The sequence below is a fragment of the [Bacillus] selenitireducens MLS10 genome (genome assembly GCF_000093085.1).
In the GTDB taxonomy this organism is placed as follows: domain Bacteria; phylum Bacillota; class Bacilli; order Bacillales; family Salisediminibacteriaceae; genus Salisediminibacterium; species Salisediminibacterium selenitireducens.
The window spans coordinates 2,583,090-2,600,510 of the sequence record NC_014219.1 but is presented as its reverse complement, the minus strand read 5'-3'; the positions used below and the strand labels follow the sequence as shown (position 1 = coordinate 2,600,510).

General features: G+C 47.0%; 15 protein-coding genes. 13 read left to right on the top strand and 2 right to left on the bottom strand.

The genetic code is table 11. From position 1 onward, the window contains the following. The first annotated feature begins 13 nt into the window (after positions 1-13). The 3 genes from BSEL_RS12100 (at position 14) to BSEL_RS12090 (ending at position 3,968) form a co-directional block, all read left to right on the top strand. A complete protein-coding gene (locus BSEL_RS12100) occupies positions 14-742 on the top strand; it encodes a class I SAM-dependent DNA methyltransferase (RefSeq protein ID WP_013173302.1) in 729 nt (242 codons plus the stop codon). Between the two features lie 239 nt (positions 743-981). Continuing rightward, positions 982-1,662, top strand: a complete 681-nt coding sequence (locus BSEL_RS12095; protein ID WP_013173301.1) for a ComEA family DNA-binding protein — start codon at positions 982-984, stop codon at positions 1,660-1,662. Next, positions 1,659-3,968 carry a DNA internalization-related competence protein ComEC/Rec2 gene (locus BSEL_RS12090; protein ID WP_013173300.1) on the top strand — a complete coding sequence of 770 codons (2,310 nt, stop codon included), beginning with the start codon at positions 1,659-1,661 and terminating at the stop codon, positions 3,966-3,968. Before BSEL_RS12095 ends, BSEL_RS12090 begins: the two co-directional genes overlap by 4 nt. Positions 3,969-4,037: 69 nt before the next feature. Here the strand turns inward: BSEL_RS12090 and BSEL_RS17555 are convergent, their stop codons facing one another. Further along, positions 4,038-4,175, bottom strand: a complete 138-nt coding sequence (locus BSEL_RS17555) for a YqzM family protein (RefSeq protein WP_013173299.1) — start codon at positions 4,173-4,175, stop codon at positions 4,038-4,040. A 171-nt stretch (positions 4,176-4,346) separates the two neighbouring features. Here BSEL_RS17555 and holA point away from each other — a divergent pair, with 171 nt between their 5' ends. Continuing rightward, positions 4,347-5,378, top strand: coding sequence for a DNA polymerase III subunit delta (gene holA, locus BSEL_RS12080; protein WP_013173298.1), 1,032 nt, complete (start codon positions 4,347-4,349; stop codon positions 5,376-5,378). Between the two features lie 104 nt (positions 5,379-5,482). On the opposite strand, the gene rpsT is transcribed toward holA, so the two are convergent. Then, complete coding sequence (rpsT, locus tag BSEL_RS12075) at positions 5,483-5,749, bottom strand: 30S ribosomal protein S20 (protein ID WP_013173297.1); 267 nt, start codon at positions 5,747-5,749, stop codon at positions 5,483-5,485. A gap of 429 nt (positions 5,750-6,178) precedes the next feature. On the opposite strand from rpsT, the gene lepA reads away from it, so the two are divergent. The 9 genes from lepA (at position 6,179) to mtaB (ending at position 17,283) form a co-directional block, all read left to right on the top strand. Beyond that, positions 6,179-8,005 (top strand): translation elongation factor 4, encoded by a 1,827-nt coding sequence (lepA, locus tag BSEL_RS12070; RefSeq protein WP_013173296.1) that lies wholly within the window; start codon positions 6,179-6,181, stop codon positions 8,003-8,005. A gap of 59 nt (positions 8,006-8,064) precedes the next feature. Then, positions 8,065-9,213, top strand: a complete 1,149-nt coding sequence (hemW, locus tag BSEL_RS12065; RefSeq protein ID WP_013173295.1) for a radical SAM family heme chaperone HemW — start codon at positions 8,065-8,067, stop codon at positions 9,211-9,213. A gap of 137 nt (positions 9,214-9,350) precedes the next feature. Next, on the top strand, positions 9,351-10,379 hold the full coding sequence (gene hrcA, locus BSEL_RS12060; protein WP_013173294.1) for a heat-inducible transcriptional repressor HrcA: 1,029 nt from the start codon (positions 9,351-9,353) through the stop codon (positions 10,377-10,379). Positions 10,380-10,410: 31 nt separating this feature from the next. Beyond that, complete coding sequence (grpE, locus tag BSEL_RS12055) at positions 10,411-11,001, top strand: nucleotide exchange factor GrpE (RefSeq protein ID WP_013173293.1); 591 nt, start codon at positions 10,411-10,413, stop codon at positions 10,999-11,001. 23 nt (positions 11,002-11,024) lie between these two features. Then, positions 11,025-12,866, top strand: coding sequence for a molecular chaperone DnaK (gene dnaK, locus BSEL_RS12050; RefSeq protein ID WP_013173292.1), 1,842 nt, complete (start codon positions 11,025-11,027; stop codon positions 12,864-12,866). 203 nt (positions 12,867-13,069) lie between these two features. Continuing rightward, positions 13,070-14,194, top strand: a complete 1,125-nt coding sequence (gene dnaJ / locus BSEL_RS12045) for a molecular chaperone DnaJ (protein ID WP_013173291.1) — start codon at positions 13,070-13,072, stop codon at positions 14,192-14,194. 50 nt (positions 14,195-14,244) lie between these two features. After that, positions 14,245-15,195 carry a 50S ribosomal protein L11 methyltransferase gene (prmA, locus tag BSEL_RS12040; RefSeq protein ID WP_013173290.1) on the top strand — a complete coding sequence of 317 codons (951 nt, stop codon included), beginning with the start codon at positions 14,245-14,247 and terminating at the stop codon, positions 15,193-15,195. Between the two features lie 4 nt (positions 15,196-15,199). Beyond that, positions 15,200-15,952: a 16S rRNA (uracil(1498)-N(3))-methyltransferase gene (locus BSEL_RS12035; RefSeq protein WP_013173289.1), complete on the top strand. Its 753-nt coding sequence runs from the start codon at positions 15,200-15,202 to the stop codon at positions 15,950-15,952. Between the two features lie 5 nt (positions 15,953-15,957). Further along, positions 15,958-17,283 (top strand): tRNA (N(6)-L-threonylcarbamoyladenosine(37)-C(2))-methylthiotransferase MtaB, encoded by a 1,326-nt coding sequence (gene mtaB, locus BSEL_RS12030; RefSeq protein WP_013173288.1) that lies wholly within the window; start codon positions 15,958-15,960, stop codon positions 17,281-17,283. Positions 17,284-17,421: the final 138 nt, after the last annotated feature.

The following is a 17,421-nucleotide window of genomic DNA, read 5'->3' as shown; positions in this document are numbered from 1 at the left end:
AGGGGACAGTCTGATGTATCAGCACTTTTCATCTGTGTATGATCAACTGATGGATGATGCGCCTTATGATGAATGGCTTTCGTACACGAGGGATTATTTGAAGCCGGGGGCATCTGTTCTCGATCTCGCTTGCGGGACCGGGACATTCACCATCGAGCTTGCAAAGAGCGGTTTTCAGGTGCAGGGAGTGGACATTTCGTTGGATATGCTCACGATCGCCGATGCGAAAGCACGATCTGCAAACCTTCAGATTCCGTTTGTCCAACAGGACATGAGAACGCTCGAAGGTTTTCATGAGTTGGATGGCGTGATAATCTTCTGTGACGGTCTGAATTATCTTCATGATGAAGAAAGTGTGGTCCAAACCTTCAACCGAATCTTTCAGACACTCCGCTCAAGAGGCGAGTTTCTGTTTGATGTGCATTCTCCATATAAAATGGAAGAGATTTTCAATAACCAGATGTATGGGGAGAATGGGGAAGATGTGTCTTACATCTGGTTCAGCGAGCAGGGAGACGCTCCCCTCAGTGTGCACCACATCATGACGTTTTTTAAATTGAATGGTGCCGGGACATATGACCGTTTCGATGAAGAGCATTATCAACGAACATTTGGTCCGGATAAGTATGAGCGCATGCTCCGATCAGCAGGCTTTACCGATATTGTCATGACGTCCGCTTTTGGAAGAGAAGATATAAAAGAAGAATCAGACCGGATCTTCTTCAGAGCAAAGAAAAAATAGACATTTATATTTTGCGTGATCGGCACGGCATGCTTCAATTGTCCTGCCGGTTTTGCTTAAGATCCGGGTGTTTTTCCCCCGCATTTATTCAGCAGCGAATTCATATCCTGCTGTTCCCCGTTATCCACACTGATTGGAATCACCTACTCTATACCCTATATATTTATAGCTGTACCGGAACGGATCGTACAGCACATGAGCAAGCCCCATTTATTACCATAACATTTGGAGGTATGGCTATGAAACATGTGCTCGCGAACTGGAAACTGATTCTGATCAGTGCCGGTGCAGGTTTTTTATTGATGCTTGCTTTGACCTGGTTTTCCGGGTTCTCCATGACAGGTGCAACAGAGATTAAGGAATGGGAGGATTGGTCTGACGGGGACGTTTCTGAGTTTTCGGATGGAGCCTTTGATGATCTTGATGTAGAGGAACCCGCCGTGCAACATGACAGCGGGATCTATATCGATGTGAAGGGAGCTGTGAGGCGGCCCGGTGTTTATCGCATGCAAAGTGATGACCGTGTTCTCGATGCGGTCATGGAAGCCGGAGGATTTACTGATACAGCTGCACACGACGGTATTAACCTTGCATCGAGGCTGAGTGATGAGATGGTTGTTTATGTTCCGTATGAAATGGCCGGAGAGGCAGTTGGTGTATCGCCGGAAAACATGATGGAAACGGCATGGGCAACGATGGAAGAAGATGACGGTCTTGTTTGTTTAAACGGGTCCGATCATGCGGCTCTCGAAACATTGCCTGGTATCGGTCCTGCAAAAGCCGCGGCCATCATTCAGTACAGAGACGAACATGGTCCTTTTACAAACGAAGAAGAGCTCGTTCAGGTCCCTGGAATCGGGGATAAAACCTTTGAGACGTTACGCTCGCTGATTAAGGTATCAGGAGCAGGAATGCCATGAGCGTCTGGCCACTGACTGCTTTTCTCACGGTTCTCATCATTTTACTGAAAAACGATCATGAATGGCCGGTCCTCGTTGTTTTCGGATTTTTATCACATACAGGGATATTATTCGTTCTCAAATCGAAGGGGCAGCGTTCGCTCATCCGTACTTGCGCGATTCCTCTGGTGACGTTGGCCGTTTTCATTTTACTGTTGATGGTGAGAAGCGATCTTGATCGGCCTGTTTTTGAAGAGATGCCCGATTATCTCACAGGAGTTGTTCATGATGTACCGGTTTTGACTGCTTCCGGAAACAGCAGGCGTTTTGTGATGAAGGAGGATGGCACAGGAGGAAGAGTTCAGGTGTATTTGAATGAACAGGAATCGGCCTCTCCAACTGTCACGGCTGGCATGACCTGCAGAATTACGGCACCTGACCTTGTTCAACCGGAGCCTCCGGGCAATCCGCACGGCTTTGATTACGGTCGGTTTCTCGAACGGGATAAGATCTTTTTTCAGACGTTTATCAGTCCCGGTCAACTGTCCTGTTTACCTGAGAAAGCGGGAGGTTATTACAGGCTGATCCGGTTTCGGGGACAGGCAATGGAACGGGTCGACATTGCAATCGGAGAAACGAGCCCGAAAACAGCGGCATTGGTTCTTGCCCTTGTTTATGGCGACCGCTCATCAGTGGACCCTTCGGTGATTGAGGCCTATCAGAGGCTTGGCGTCATTCATCTCCTTGCGGTTTCGGGTCTTCATGTCGGACTGCTGACGCTCGCAATGAACAGTTTGCTGTTACGATTGGGGATTACAAGAGAGCGGGCACTTTGGATATTGCTTGCCATGCTTCCTGTCTATATGATCCTCGCAGGTGGCGCCCCCTCGGTGATGCGGGCTTCATTAACTGTTGCTGCTGTCATTCTTGCAGCGAAAAGCGGTTGGAAACTGAAAGCAGTCGACGGTATTTCCATCGTGTTTATAGCCTTATTGACTGTGAATCCCTACTATCTCTACCATGTGGGGTTTCAACTCAGTTTTCTGACCTCTTTTGCCCTGATTATGTCATCTCCGCTTTTGAGCCAGGGCAACCGGATTACGCAGCTGATGAAAGTGACGCTGGCAGCGCAAATTATTGCTGCTCCTGTCATGATTTCGATCTTTTTTGAGTGGAGCCTCTTCGCCGTATTTATGAATTTGCTCATGGTTCCGGCTGTTACAATCTTCCTCTTGCCGGGGGCTTTTCTGACGGTTTTCGGACTGTGGCTGTGGCCTTCAGTCACAGTGAAGGTGACGGGATTGACTGAAATGTTGTTATCGGTGATGGACGGTTTTCTCCTTTGGACCAGTGAATCGGCCTATTCTTCACTTTTATTCGGTAAACCGGATACCTGGATGCTGCTCGTACTTTGTGCAGGTTCTGCGGGTTTCTTTCTTTTGTGGGAGAAGAGCGGCAGGTATGCATTTACGAAGGGGTTCACGGTTTTTCTCGCCGTTTTGACGTTCGTTTACGTTCAGCCCTATCTCGATCGGGGCGCGACTGTGACATTTTTGGATGTCGGGCAGGGTGATGCCGCAGTCATTGAACTTCCGCATCGACAGGGAGTCTACATCGTGGATACAGGTGGCGTGCCTTCCTGGCATCATCACGAATCAAGTGGTCCGTTTGATTATGATATTGAACCGTTTTTACGAGGTCAGGGCATTTCGTCCGTGGATCTTCTGGTATTGACTCATGGGCATGAGGATCATGTGGGTGAGGTCTGTAAACTTTCAGATCGTTTTCGGATAAAGAAGGCCATCTATGGCGGAGCAATGGATCAGGAACAGATCATGAAGGACAGTTTACGGTGTCTGAATGAGCAGGGAACGTCAATCAGCCGAGGGCAAAGAGGAATGGCGTGGTATGAGGGCGGATCAGGGTTTCGGATTATTCACCCTAACGATGAGGGAACACTTTCGGAAAATGATCTTTCACTCGTATTGGATTCGCACATCGAAGGGGTCAGCTTCCTTTTCACAGGGGACATTGAGTCTGATGTGGAAACAGAACTTGTTCAGGAGGAACTGATCAGATCTGTTCAAATCCTGAAGGTTGCACATCATGGGAGTCACACTTCAAGCGGTGAAGCATTTTTGTCGAGAGCCATGCCGGCGATCAGCATTATTTCCGCCGGGGAAAACAACCGCTATGGTCATCCTCATGAAGAGGTCGTTGAACGTCTGTCCCAGTTTGGGGCCGGTTCATTCTCGACGGCGGATACGGGTGCCGTGCAGATCAGGGTGAAGAATGGAGAGTGGTCGGTGAAGGTCCATAAAAAATAAGCAACATCTCTTCCCCAAAAGAGACGTTGCTCATTTATGAAGCGGCAAACCGCTCCTTTTGCGGACCGATCATCCACCAAAAAAGAGATCGATGACGTTCGCAATGATGAAAATAGTTGCAAAAAACCCAAAACTTGCTACGAAACCTATACCGCTGTCGATGGCATCATTTCGTTTGGATTGAACATCCTTTTCGAATTCGTTCATATATGATCCCTCCCATTACATTCTCAGTATAATTCACTGTTCACAAAAAATCCACAATTGAGCAGTTGAAAAAGAGAACTTTTTTTTCTGTGTAAAATCAGATAGACTTGACAGGAGCCTGATTAGACGTGCTGAACAATATTTAAATGAATTGGGGCAGGGGTGTGTGAAATGTCTTATATGAAGCTTATCCAGGATATTGATCAGGGGAACATGGATCGTGTTTATGTGCTTTACGGCACTGAAACGTACCTGATGGAGGACGTGATGCAGCGTATCCTGCGTCAGTCTCTGTCAGATGATGAATATGATTTTAATTACAGTAAATTTGATATGAATGAAATTCCGATTGAGCTTGCGGTGGAAGAAGCATTTACCTTCCCGTTTATGGGAGGCAAGCGGGTTGTATTGATCCGTGATCCGTGGTTTTTGACTGCCCAGAAACCGAAAACGGATGTGGAACATAATACCGATGCGCTTTTGACCTATGTATCACAGGCCCCTGAAGAGACCGTAATGATTATTATGGCTTCCTATGAAAAGCTCGATGAGCGTAAAAAACTGGTCAAGGAACTGAAGAAACAGACTAGAGTTTTTAAAGCCGAACCTATGAGTGAACGTGAATTGAGAGACTGGATCTCCGCTAAATCTGCGGATGCGGAGGTGCAATTTGAGAAGGAAGCAGCTGATGCTTTTTTAACATTGACGGGCGCAGATCTCATGATCATGTCTTCTGAAATCAATAAACTCACTCTCTATGCCGCAGACGGCGGGGTGATCACAAAAGAGATCGTTTACGATCTCGTGGCGAGGTCTCTCGAAGAAGATATTTTTGCTCTCGTGGATGCAACGGTTAAACAGCGGATTGATGAAGCGATGAAAATTTATAAAGATTTGCTAAAGCAAAAAGAGGCGCCAATTAAAATACTGGCCCTTGTGGTGAGGCAGTTCAGAATTCTTCATCAGGTTAAAGAATTAAAAGACCAGGGATACAGTGAAAAAGCGATGGCGGGGAAACTGAAGATTCATCCCTATGTGGTAAAACTTGCAGCCAAACAGGTTTCAAGCTTCCGTAAACATGATTTGTTAAAGCAGATTGATGAACTGGCCGAATTAGATCATCAGATTAAAACCGGACGAATTTCAGACGAACTTGGTGTCGAGCTGTTTATCCTGAAACGGAATAAAAGCATGGAGGTTTGATGTTTGTCAGATGCGCAGCTGACAAATGCCCATTGGCAACGTGAACGTGGCTGATTCAAAATAATAAAAAACAGCAGCGCGGATAACCGCTCTGCTGTTCTTTATTATGCGCCTAATCCGTTCATTTTCTGCTGAAGAGCAGATTTTTGACGGGCAGCCTTGTTCTTGTGGTAAACACCACGGTTCACAGCCTTGTCAATTTTCTTAACTGCTGTTGTGAAAGCGGCTTTCGCACCTTCAACGTCTTTTTGTTCAACTTTAGTATTGAACACTTTTACAGAACTGCGCAGATCTGACTTGAAAGATGCATTTTGAGCACGACGCTTTTCGTTTGTCAGTACGCGTTTCTTAGCCGATTTAATATTTGCCATCGGGATTCACCTCCTCAAAACTCACCGTTGTGTATCCTGTTATACGTTTACGGATGGTTTAGCGTGCAACACTATGGATTTTATCAAATGCGTATTTAAAATGCAATAAGATTTTCTTTCGGCGTTAAGTGAAATTACTTGAAAGGCTGACAGATTGCAAAGAAAAGAATTGAATGGTGCATGCATTCCTTGCTATAATGTTAGCTAGTGTTCAGGACGTAGGTGTTCTTAGACATACATTTGCCTGAAGCATACGAGTGGCTGATCCTGCGACCACCTTGATAATTGGCAAGTGTGCATCTATAGATTCATGCTGTGATGCAGGCACAGAGAGTATTGTTGTGACAGCCTTTCGTTTGTCAATACCGAACGGAAAAAGAACGGACAAGTCACAAACTTTGTTTAGACTGACAGGAGTGAACGCATGTTATGAAACCAGAAGAACGTTTGAAAAGAAGAGACCGGATCCGGAATTTCTCGATTATTGCCCATATTGATCACGGAAAATCTACGCTCGCAGACCGGATTCTTGAAAAAACCAGTGCGCTGACGCAAAGAGAGATGAAAGATCAGATGCTCGATGCAATGGATCTCGAGCGTGAACGTGGTATTACCATCAAATTAAATGCTGTTCAACTGACATACACGGCCAATGATGGCGAAGAATATATCTTTCACTTAATCGATACACCCGGACATGTCGACTTTGCTTATGAAGTCTCACGAAGTCTCGCAGCCTGTGAAGGGGCACTTCTGATCGTGGATGCTGCACAGGGAATTGAGGCACAGACACTTGCCAACGTCTATCTCGCTCTGGATAACGACCTGGAGATCATTCCGGTTATTAATAAAATCGATTTGCCGAGTGCGGAACCCGAACGGGTGAAGGCAGAGGTCGAAGAGGTTATCGGTCTGCCGATGGATGACTGTATATTGGCTTCGGCCAAGGATGGTGTCGGTATCGACGAAATCCTTGAATCTATTGTCAAACATGTGCCTGCTCCGGCAGGAGATCCGGAAGCGCCATTAAAAGCGATGATTTTCGATTCGCTATATGATCCTTACCGTGGCGTTATTGTCTATATGAGGGTTATGGAAGGTACGGTAAAGCCGGGTGATAAAATTAAAATGATGGCAACCGGAAAAGAATTTGAAGCTCAGGAAATCGGTGTATTCACACCGAAACCGACGGAAAAAGAAGAGTTAACGGTCGGTGACGTCGGGTATATGATTGCATCCATAAAAAATGTGGCGGATTCCCGTGTCGGTGATACGGTTACACATGCGAAACGTCAGACGGCTGAACCGATGCCGGGTTACCGGAAATTGAACCCGATGGTCTTTTGCGGTTTGTATCCCCTCGATACGAATAAGTATAATGATTTACGGGAAGCCCTCGAGAAGCTCGAACTGAATGATGCGTCCCTTCAGTTTGAAGCTGAGTCTTCCCAAGCGCTCGGTTTTGGTTTTCGCTGCGGATTCCTAGGTCTTCTGCACATGGAGATCATTCAGGAGCGCATCGAACGTGAATTCAATATCGATCTTATTACCACAGCGCCAAGTGTTATTTATGAAATCAACCTGACGGACGGTGAACAGCTGATTATTGATAATCCGTCAAACATGCCGGATTCTCAACAGATTGATTATGTCAGCGAACCTTTTGTCAAAGCGGAAGTGATGGTTCCCAACGAATACGTGGGACCTGTCATGGAGATTTGCCAGAAAAAACGGGGAGAGTATCAGGATATGAAATATCTTGATGCCAACCGGGTCAATATTGTTTATGAAATCCCGTTATCGGAAATTGTTTATGATTTCTTTGACACACTGAAGTCAAGCACAAAAGGGTATGCTTCCTTTGATTACGAAATGATCGGCTATAAAGAAAGTCGTCTTGTCAAGATGGATATTCTTTTGAATGGGGAGTCCATTGATGCCCTGTCTGTTATTGTCCACAGAGATTCAGCTTACGAACGCGGTAAGATAATTGTTGAGAAATTGAAGGAACTGATCCCAAGGCAGCAATTTGAAGTGCCGGTTCAGGCCAGTATCGGAAATAAAATCATCGCAAGATCAACGATCAAAGCGATGCGTAAAAACGTACTGGCAAAGTGTTATGGCGGGGACATTTCCCGAAAACGCAAACTTCTTGAGAAGCAGAAAGAAGGGAAACGCCGTATGAAGAGTGTCGGAAATGTGGAGGTCCCTCAAGAAGCCTTTATGTCCGTCCTCAGTATGAATAACGACGATTAAACCAAGATTTTCGGAAGGCCGCAGACAGGAGCTGCGGCCTTCTTTCAGGAGGGGTGTTTATGGCAGATGCCATCTATATTCATATACCGTTTTGTGAACAGATCTGTCACTACTGTGATTTCAATAAATTCTATCTGAAAAGCCAGCCTGTGGATGAGTATGTCGAGGATCTCATTACGGAAATGGGGATCTATGCAGATGAACATGATGAAAAGGAACCGGTGCAGTCTGTCTATATTGGGGGCGGTACACCGACGTCCATGTCGGAAAAACAGCTCGCGAAAGTCATTCATGATGTCCGGGAATTGTTTCCTTTATCAGAATCGTGTGAGTTCACTGTGGAAGCCAATCCGGGCAGCTGTGATGCATCGATGATGAAGGGGCTTTATAATGCAGGCGTGAACCGACTGAGTATCGGTGTTCAAACGTTTGATGAGACCCTTTTATCGGCTATTAACCGTGATCACGAACCCGGTGATGCACAAAAAACTGTTGATATGGCCCGAGAGGCCGGTATCACAAATTTGTCCATCGACTTGATGTTTGGATTACCCGGCCAAACGATGGAACAGTGGAAACAGACACTGAAAGCAGCACTTTCACTGCCCATCACCCATATCAGCGCCTATTCATTGAAAATTGAACCGAAGACCGTTTTCTATCAAATGCAAAAAAAGAGGCAGTTGCGTTTGCCGGATGAGGATCTTGAAGCGGATATGTTCGAAGAGCTTGTCGCAAATGCGAAGAGAACCGGTTTTCAGCATTATGAAATCAGTAACTTCGCTAAGCCCGGATTTGAGAGCCGTCATAATCTTGTGTATTGGGATAACTGCGAATATTACGGATTTGGTGCAGGTGCACACGGCTATCTGAACGGTAAGCGATACGCCAACCATGGACCGCTTCCGAAGTATATGAAGGCTGTTTCGGCAGGCGAGCGTCCTAAACGTGAAGAGCATCAGGTTTCGTCTGACGCCCAAAAAGAAGAATTTATGTTTATGGGATTGAGAAAAATGGCAGGAGTATCGCTGGATGACTTCGAGGCACGCTATCATACCACGATGGAAGAAACATTTCCCGGCGTTCTTGAAGCCTTGAAAGGTGATGGACTGATTACCGTTAAAGACCGTCAGGTATCACTAACCGGTGACGGTCAGCTTTTGGCCAATCATGTGTTTGAAAAATTTCTGCTCGGGAATGAGCAGTAAGTGGTAATCTCATGCCGGATTTTGCAGGAAACCTAAAAAAAGAAGCGTAAGCCGTTGACAAACAGAATCCTTCTTTGATACCTTATATAATAGATTTAGCACTCGACAACAAAGAGTGCTAACAGGAGGGTTGCTCTATGCTGACAGAACGTCAATTGTTGATATTGAAAGCCATTATTGATGATTACGTATCACACGCGGAGCCCGTCGGGTCACGGAGCGTTTCTAAGCGAGATGACATTCACTTCAGTCCGGCAACCATCAGAAACGAGATGTCCGATCTCGAAGATATGGGTTTTCTTGAGAAAACGCACAGTTCTTCGGGGCGGATTCCGTCTCATAAAGGGTATCGCCATTACGTTGATCACCTGCTGTCACCCGGTCAGCTCTCGAAAGAAGATATCGGGAATATTCAGGATGTGCTCCGCAGTCGTTTTCACGAGTTGGAGGAAGTGGTCCGGCACTCGGCAAAACTTTTGTCAGAGCTGACCAACTATACATCCATTGTGCTCGGACCGGAAATGTTTGAGTCAAAGCTCAGACAAATCCAGCTCATCCCCATTTCTGACAAACAAGCGGTTGCGATCATCGTAACCGACACCGGGCATGTGGAAAACCAGACTGTGCATTTTCCTGAGCGAATCAACCCCGATGACTTGGAGAAGGTCGTGAATATTTTGAACGACCGACTGAGGGGCGTTCCGCTTTATAAACTGAATGAGGCATTGAGTAAAGAGATTCATGCCGTGATGAAGCAGTATGTCAACAGGCATGAGGCCATGCTGAATGTTTTCCATGAAGTGTTCAGACAGCATGCCAGAGAAAAGGTTTATTTCAGCGGGAAAACCAACATTCTTGCACAACCTGAATTCAATGATGTTGAGAGGGTAAGAAAGATATTGAACATCTTTGAAGAGGATCAGCTCGTCAGTAAGCTGTTCCGATCTGATCAGGAAGGGATGACCATCCGGATCGGGGAAGAAAATCACTTTGCACCATTTGATGACTGTACGATAATTACCGCCACCTATGAAGCCGGCGGCCAGTATCTTGGTACAGTCGGCATCCTGGGGCCAACCCGGATGGAATACCCGAGAGTGATCAGTATCATGGAATACCTCGCGACCGACCTGTCAAAGAAACTCTCCACAGATTACAAAGAATAGATTCATGATTTCACATAAGGAGGTGAAATGGGTGTCGAATAAAGAAGAAAAGCAAACCGTTGAAGAAGTGAATACAGCGGTAGACGCAGAAATGGTTCAGGAAGAGACGAATGAAAACGTTGACGACCAACCCGTTTCCGAAGAAGAGGCTGTTGAAGAAGAAACGGTTTCCGTGGAGGACTACAATCAGCTAAAGGATGATTTTGAAGAGATGAAAAATAAAATGCTCCGCGTACAGGCCGATTTCGATAATTTCCGCCGCAGAACCAAAATCGAACAGGAAACAGCGGCTAAATACCGCTCACAAAGACTCGCAGAGGAACTTCTCCCTGCGATGGATAACTTTGAGCGTGCCATGCAGGTAAGTCCGGAGAGCGACGATGCAAAGAGCCTGTTAAAGGGCGTGGAAATGGTCTATAATCAAATCGGCCAGGCGCTTGAAAAAGAAGGGATTACGCCGATTGAAGCGGTAGGCCAGCCGTTTGATCCGAATCTTCACCAAGCCATCATGCAGGTGGAAGATGATCAATTTGATTCGAATACAGTAGTCGAAGAGATGCAGCGCGGCTATCAGCTGAAAGACCGCGTGATCCGGCCATCCATGGTAAAAGTAAACGCATAAACTGAAATTGGGAGGACGTTATTATGAGTAAAGTAATCGGAATTGACTTAGGAACAACAAACTCTTGTGTAGCTGTCATGGAAGGCGGCGAAGCAACGGTAATTGCCAATGCAGAAGGAGCACGCACAACCCCGTCTGTTGTATCATTTAAAGAAGGTGAGCGTCAGGTTGGTGAAGTGGCGAAGCGTCAGATGATCACGAATCCAAACACTGTCGCGTCCATCAAGCGTCACATGGGTACAGACTTCAAGGTGGAGATGGAAGGTAAATCCTACACACCTCAGGAAATTTCAGCAATCATTCTGCAAAAACTGAAATCCGATGCTGAAGCATACTTGGGTGAGACGGTCACGAAAGCGGTTATCACCGTTCCGGCTTACTTCAATGATTCAGAGCGTCAGGCGACAAAAGATGCAGGTAAAATTGCAGGACTTGAAGTGGAACGTATTGTAAACGAACCGACAGCGGCAGCGCTTGCCTACGGTATGGATAAAGAGGATGATCAGACCATCCTCGTTTATGACCTCGGTGGCGGTACGTTTGACGTATCCATTCTTGAGCTGGGTGACGGATTTTTCGAAGTAAAATCCACATCAGGTGACAACCGTCTCGGTGGTGACGATTTTGACCAAGTCATTATCGATCACCTTGCGGCAGAATTCAAAAAAGAAAACGGCATTGATCTGTCGAAAGACAAAATGGCTCTTCAGCGTCTGAAAGATGCTGCAGAGAAGGCGAAAAAAGATCTCTCCGGTGTCACGTCAACGCAGATCAGTCTGCCATTTATCACAGCGGATCAGGAAGGGCCAAAGCACCTTGAACTCACGTTGACTCGCGCCAAGTTTGAAGAGCTCTCCAATCACCTGATTGAGAAGACAATGGGACCACTGCGTCAGGCTATGAAGGATGCAGGACTCAGCCAGGGTGAAATAGATAAAGTCGTCCTTGTCGGTGGTTCAACGCGTATTCCGGCTGTACAGGAAACGATTAAGAAAATTACAGGAAAAGATCCTCACAAAGGCGTAAACCCTGACGAAGTTGTTGCACTCGGTGCGGCCGTTCAGGCAGGTGTCCTGACAGGTGATGTGAAAGACGTTGTACTTCTTGATGTAACCCCGCTCTCACTCGGTATTGAAACAATGGGTGGCGTATTTACGAAACTGATCGAACGTAATACAACCATTCCGACCAGTCAGTCACAGGTGTTCTCGACAGCCGCTGACAATCAGCCGTCCGTGGATATCCATGTGCTGCAGGGCGAACGTGAAATGGCTGCGGATAACAAAACCCTTGGTCGTTTCCAGCTGACGGACATCCCTCCTGCTCCGCGCGGCGTCCCGCAAATTGAAGTGAGTTTCGATATTGATGCGAACGGGATCGTAAACGTTCGTGCGAAAGATCTCGGCACGAACAAAGAGCAATCCATTACGATTACGTCTTCATCCGGACTTTCTGAAGAAGAAGTTGAAAAGATGGTTCAGGAAGCGGAAGAAAATGCAGAAGCGGATAAAAAGCGCCGTGAAGAAGTCGATCTGAGAAATGAAGCAGATCAGCTCGTATTCACTACTGAAAAGACACTGAAAGATCTTGGTGAAGGCGTAGACGCTGAAGATAAAGAAAAAGCTGAATCCGGGATTGAAAAAGTGAAATCAGCTCTTGAAGGTGAGGATATTGAAGCGATCCGTTCAGCCAAAGATGAGCTGCAGGAAGTCGTGACACAGCTGTCCACAAAACTGTATGAACAGGCTGCACAGGCTCAGCAAGCCCAGCAGGAAGCTGAAGGGGACGCTGGCCAAGGCGGCAGTGATGACGACGTGGTTGACGCAGAGTACGAAGAAGTCAACGACGAAGAAGAAAAGAAATAATCAGTTCGTCTACAGAAGTCAAAGTCAGGGTTCTCTTGGCTTTGGCTTTTCTCTTGCACTGCAGGAACGTGAATCGCCGACAAATGAATGATATCGGTACAAGAAAGCTGCACAGATCATGAAGATATCCGGCGAACAGTTGCCGGCGAAACAGCATGCATGATAAACTAATCGTTATGGATTAAATACGGGAGTGAGAGACTATGAGCAAGCGAGATTACTATGACGTTCTTGGTGTGGAACAGGGAGCGTCCGAACAGGAAATCAAGAAAGCTTACAGGAAGCTTGCCCGCCAATATCACCCTGATGTGAATAAGGCAGAGGATGCAGAAGACAAATTCAAGGAAGTCAAGGAAGCCTATGACGTGCTGAGCGATTCCCAGAAACGGGCTCAATACGATCAGTTTGGTCACCAGGATCCGAATCAGGGATTCGGCGGAGCCGGAGCCGGTGACTTCAACGGCTTTGGGGATATTTTCGACATGTTTTTTGGCGGCGGAGGCCGAAGAGATCCGAATGCCCCAAGACAAGGCGGCGACCTGCAATATACGATGAACCTCGAATTTAAAGAGGCGGTTTTTGGAAAAGAAACTGATATTGAAATTCCAAAAGAAGAAACCTGTTCGGAATGCGCCGGATCAGGTGCACGCTCAGGTGCGTCTGCACAGACCTGTCAGGACTGTAAAGGTGCAGGTCAGCTGAATGTGGAACAGAACACCCCGTTTGGTCGGGTTGTAAACCGCAGAGTCTGTACCCGTTGTCAGGGAACCGGACAGACGATTAAGGAAAGCGACAAGTGTCCGAAATGTGCCGGTCAGGGTAAAGTGAAAAAGCGTAAGAAGATTCATATTAAGATACCTGCCGGTGTTGATACAGGACAGCAGATCCGTGTATCCGGGCAAGGTGAACCGGGTGTGAACGGTGGACCTCCGGGAGATTTGTTTGTTGTATTTAATGTCAAGTCACATGAATTCTTTAAACGTGACGGGGACGACATCTTCTGTGAGATGCCGATTACCTTCCCACAGGCGGCTCTTGGTGATGAAGTAGAAGTTCCGACGCTGAATGGGAAAGTGAAACTGAAAGTGCCTGCCGGTACACAGAATGCCACTCATTTCCGATTGCGCGGAAAAGGTGTACCGAATGTGCATGGACGTGGCCAGGGCGATCAGCATGTGCAGATCAAGGTGATAGTACCGAAGCAGCTGAATGACAAACAAAGGGATCTTCTTCGTGAATTCAATGATGAATCCGGGGATGAAATGCCGGATGAGCAGTCACAGAATTTCTTTGAGAAAGTGAAACGGGCTCTGAAAAATTTCGGTTAATGCGTGGGTTTCAGTAAGCACGGATTCAAGATTTGACGGGAGTGAATGCGATGAATTGGTCTGAAATATGCATCCATACGACACAGGAGGCCGTTGAACCGGTAAGCCATGTCCTGCATGAATCAGGAGCTAGCGGTGTCGTCATTGAGGACAGGGAAGATTTATTCCGGGACTGGGATACGAAGTTTGGTGAAATCTATGACCTTTCCCCTGAGGATTATCCGGAAGAGGGAGTGCTCGTGAAAGGCTATTTACCGGTCAACAGCTTCCTTGGTGAAGCGGTGGATCAAATTAAACAGGCGATCAATCATCTTTCCTCCTTTGATATTGATTTGGGTCTGAATAAAGTGACCGTCAGTGAAGTCAATGAGGAAGAGTGGGCAACTGCCTGGAAAAAATACTATAAGCCCGTTAAAGTGTCGGATCGCGTCACAATTACGCCGACATGGGAAATGTATGAAGCTGTTCATGACGATGAACTGGTTATCGAACTCGATCCCGGAATGGCTTTTGGTACCGGGACGCATCCAACGACGGTGATGTGCATTCAGATGATTGAAAAATATATCCGGGAAGGTGACAGTCTCGTCGATGTCGGATGCGGGACCGGTGTTCTCAGCATTGCAGCAGCAAAACTTGGCGCTGCGAAAGTCCATGCTCTCGATCTGGATGAAGTGGCTGTCCATTCCGCGGTGATCAATACGAAACTGAACAAAGTGCACGACCGGGTGTCTGTCAAACAGGGGAACCTTTTAGACGATACCCCGTCTGAACAGGATCTGATCGTGGCAAATATTCTAGCAGAGGTAATCGTGACGATCCCGGAAGAGGCGTTGAAGCTGACGCGCCCTGGAGGGATGTTCATTACATCTGGAATCATCGGTCAAAAGCAGGCAATGGTCACCGAAGCGCTTGAAAAAGCGGGATGGACGGTTATGGAAACCATCGAGATGGAAGATTGGGTTGCCATAGCGGCAAAAAAGCCGGATCGCGTGGACTGAAGACATGCAGCGATATTTTGTTGAAGCCGATCAAATGAAAGAAGATCTGTTTATCCTTACTGGCGATGATGCCCATCATATCTCGAAGGTAATGCGAATGACCGATGGTGACCGCATCATCTGCTGCATGCCTGATGGCTCTTGTGGGACAGCTACTATTCAAAGCACAGCTGAGGGGCGGGTGCATGCCGAGTTGGAGACGTGGCTGAAAGAAACGAGTGAAATGCCTGTCGAGGTCACACTCGCTCAGGGACTTCCAAAAGGGGATAAACTCGAGCTGATTATTCAGAAGGCTACAGAACTTGGTGTTTCGTCTGTGATCCCGGTGCAAATGTCACGTTCGATTGCGAAGATCGATGAAAAAAAAGCTGGAAAAAAAGTCGTGCGTTGGCGTAAAATAGCGAAAGAAGCAGCCGAACAGGCCCACAGAAACCGTGTTCCGTGTATATCCGAGCCGGTATCTTTCACTCGGGTTCAAGGACTTGTGGAAGAGTACGATCTTGTCATCGCAGCATATGAGGAAGAAGGAAAGGCCGGCAATCATCATGCCCTTCCTGTTCTTCTCAATGGCCTCCTGCCCGGGCAGCGGATTTTGGTGATTATTGGACCTGAAGGCGGCTTTTCTCCTGAGGAAATCGAGAAGCTTGAGCGAGCAGGCGTCCGGTCCGTCTCCATCGGACCTCGTATTCTGCGTACGGAAACGGCACCGCTCTATGTTCTGGCTGCGGTTTCTTATCAAATTGAACTATCGAGGTGAATTCTATGCCGAAAGTGGCATTCCACACATTGGGTTGTAAGGTCAATCATTATGAAACAGAAGCCATCTGGCAACTGTTTCAGGCAGAAGGCTATGAAAAAGAGGCCTTTGATCAGCTGGCAGATGTGTATGTCATTAATACTTGTACAGTAACGAATACCGGAGATAAAAAAAGCAGACAGGTGATACGCAGGGCAATCAGGAAGAATCCGGACGCCGTGGTGTGTGTGACAGGTTGCTATGCGCAAACATCCCCGGCTGAGGTCATGGCGATTCCAGGAGTGGATATCGTTGTCGGTACCCAGGATCGTCATAAACTGATCCCTTATATTAAGGAGTTTCAGGTGTCGAGAGAACCTGTTAATGGCGTAGGAAACATTATGAAGGCACGGGTTTATGAAGAGCTTGATGTCCCGGCATTCACGGACCGCACGCGCGCATCATTAAAGATACAGGAAGGCTGCAATAATTTCTGCACGTTCTGTATTATTCCCTGGGCGAGAGGGCTGATGCGCTCAAGAAAGCCGGAAGATGTTCTGTCTCAGGCCAATCAGCTTGTGGAAGCTGGCTATAAAGAAATAGTACTGACGGGCATTCATACCGGTGGATACGGCGAAGATATGAAGGATTACAATCTTGCCGGGCTTCTCAGAGATCTTGAAACAATAGAGGGCTTGCGAAGAATCCGGATTTCATCGATCGAAGCGAGTCAGATCACCGATGAAGTGATCGAGGTGATCAACCGTTCAGACAAGGTTGTCAATCATCTTCATATTCCTCTTCAGTCCGGTTCGGATACGGTTTTAAAACGGATGCGCCGCAAGTATACAACATCGTTTTACCGGGAGCGTGTGGAGCGTTTAAAAGAAGCGTTACCGGGTCTCGCGGTCACGTCAGATGTGATTGTCGGCTTCCCCGGTGAAACTGATGAAGAGTTTGAGGAAACGTATCAGCTGATAAGAGATATTGGCTATTCAGAGCTTCACGTTTTCCCATTTTCAAAGCGTACCGGTACACCGGCTGCGCGCATGGACGAGCAGGTTGATGACGGGATCAAAAATGAACGGGTGCATCGTCTTATTGCGCTCTCCGATCAGCAGGCCAAGGAATATGCGTCCTCGTATGAAGGCGAAATCGTCGAAATGATTCCGGAGGAACGTGATGCGGATCATCCTGAGCGACTTGTCGGTTATACGGATAATTACCTGAAAGTTGCTGTGGAACTTGAAGATTCTTATATTGGTGAAATCGTGAAAGTCCGAATCGAACAGGCAGGCTACCCAATGAATCAGGGACGCTTTGTGGCAGTTGCTGAACGGCAAATGGCATAAAGCGTGCGGGGTCTTTCCCCGGGCTGAGAAATCCTTTGAAAATTTAAGCAAATAACTGTAAACAAACGTTGACCCGATTCTGTAATTCATATATAATCGGTGAAGACATGCTCCTACTCGGAGTAATGTTGTGATTGG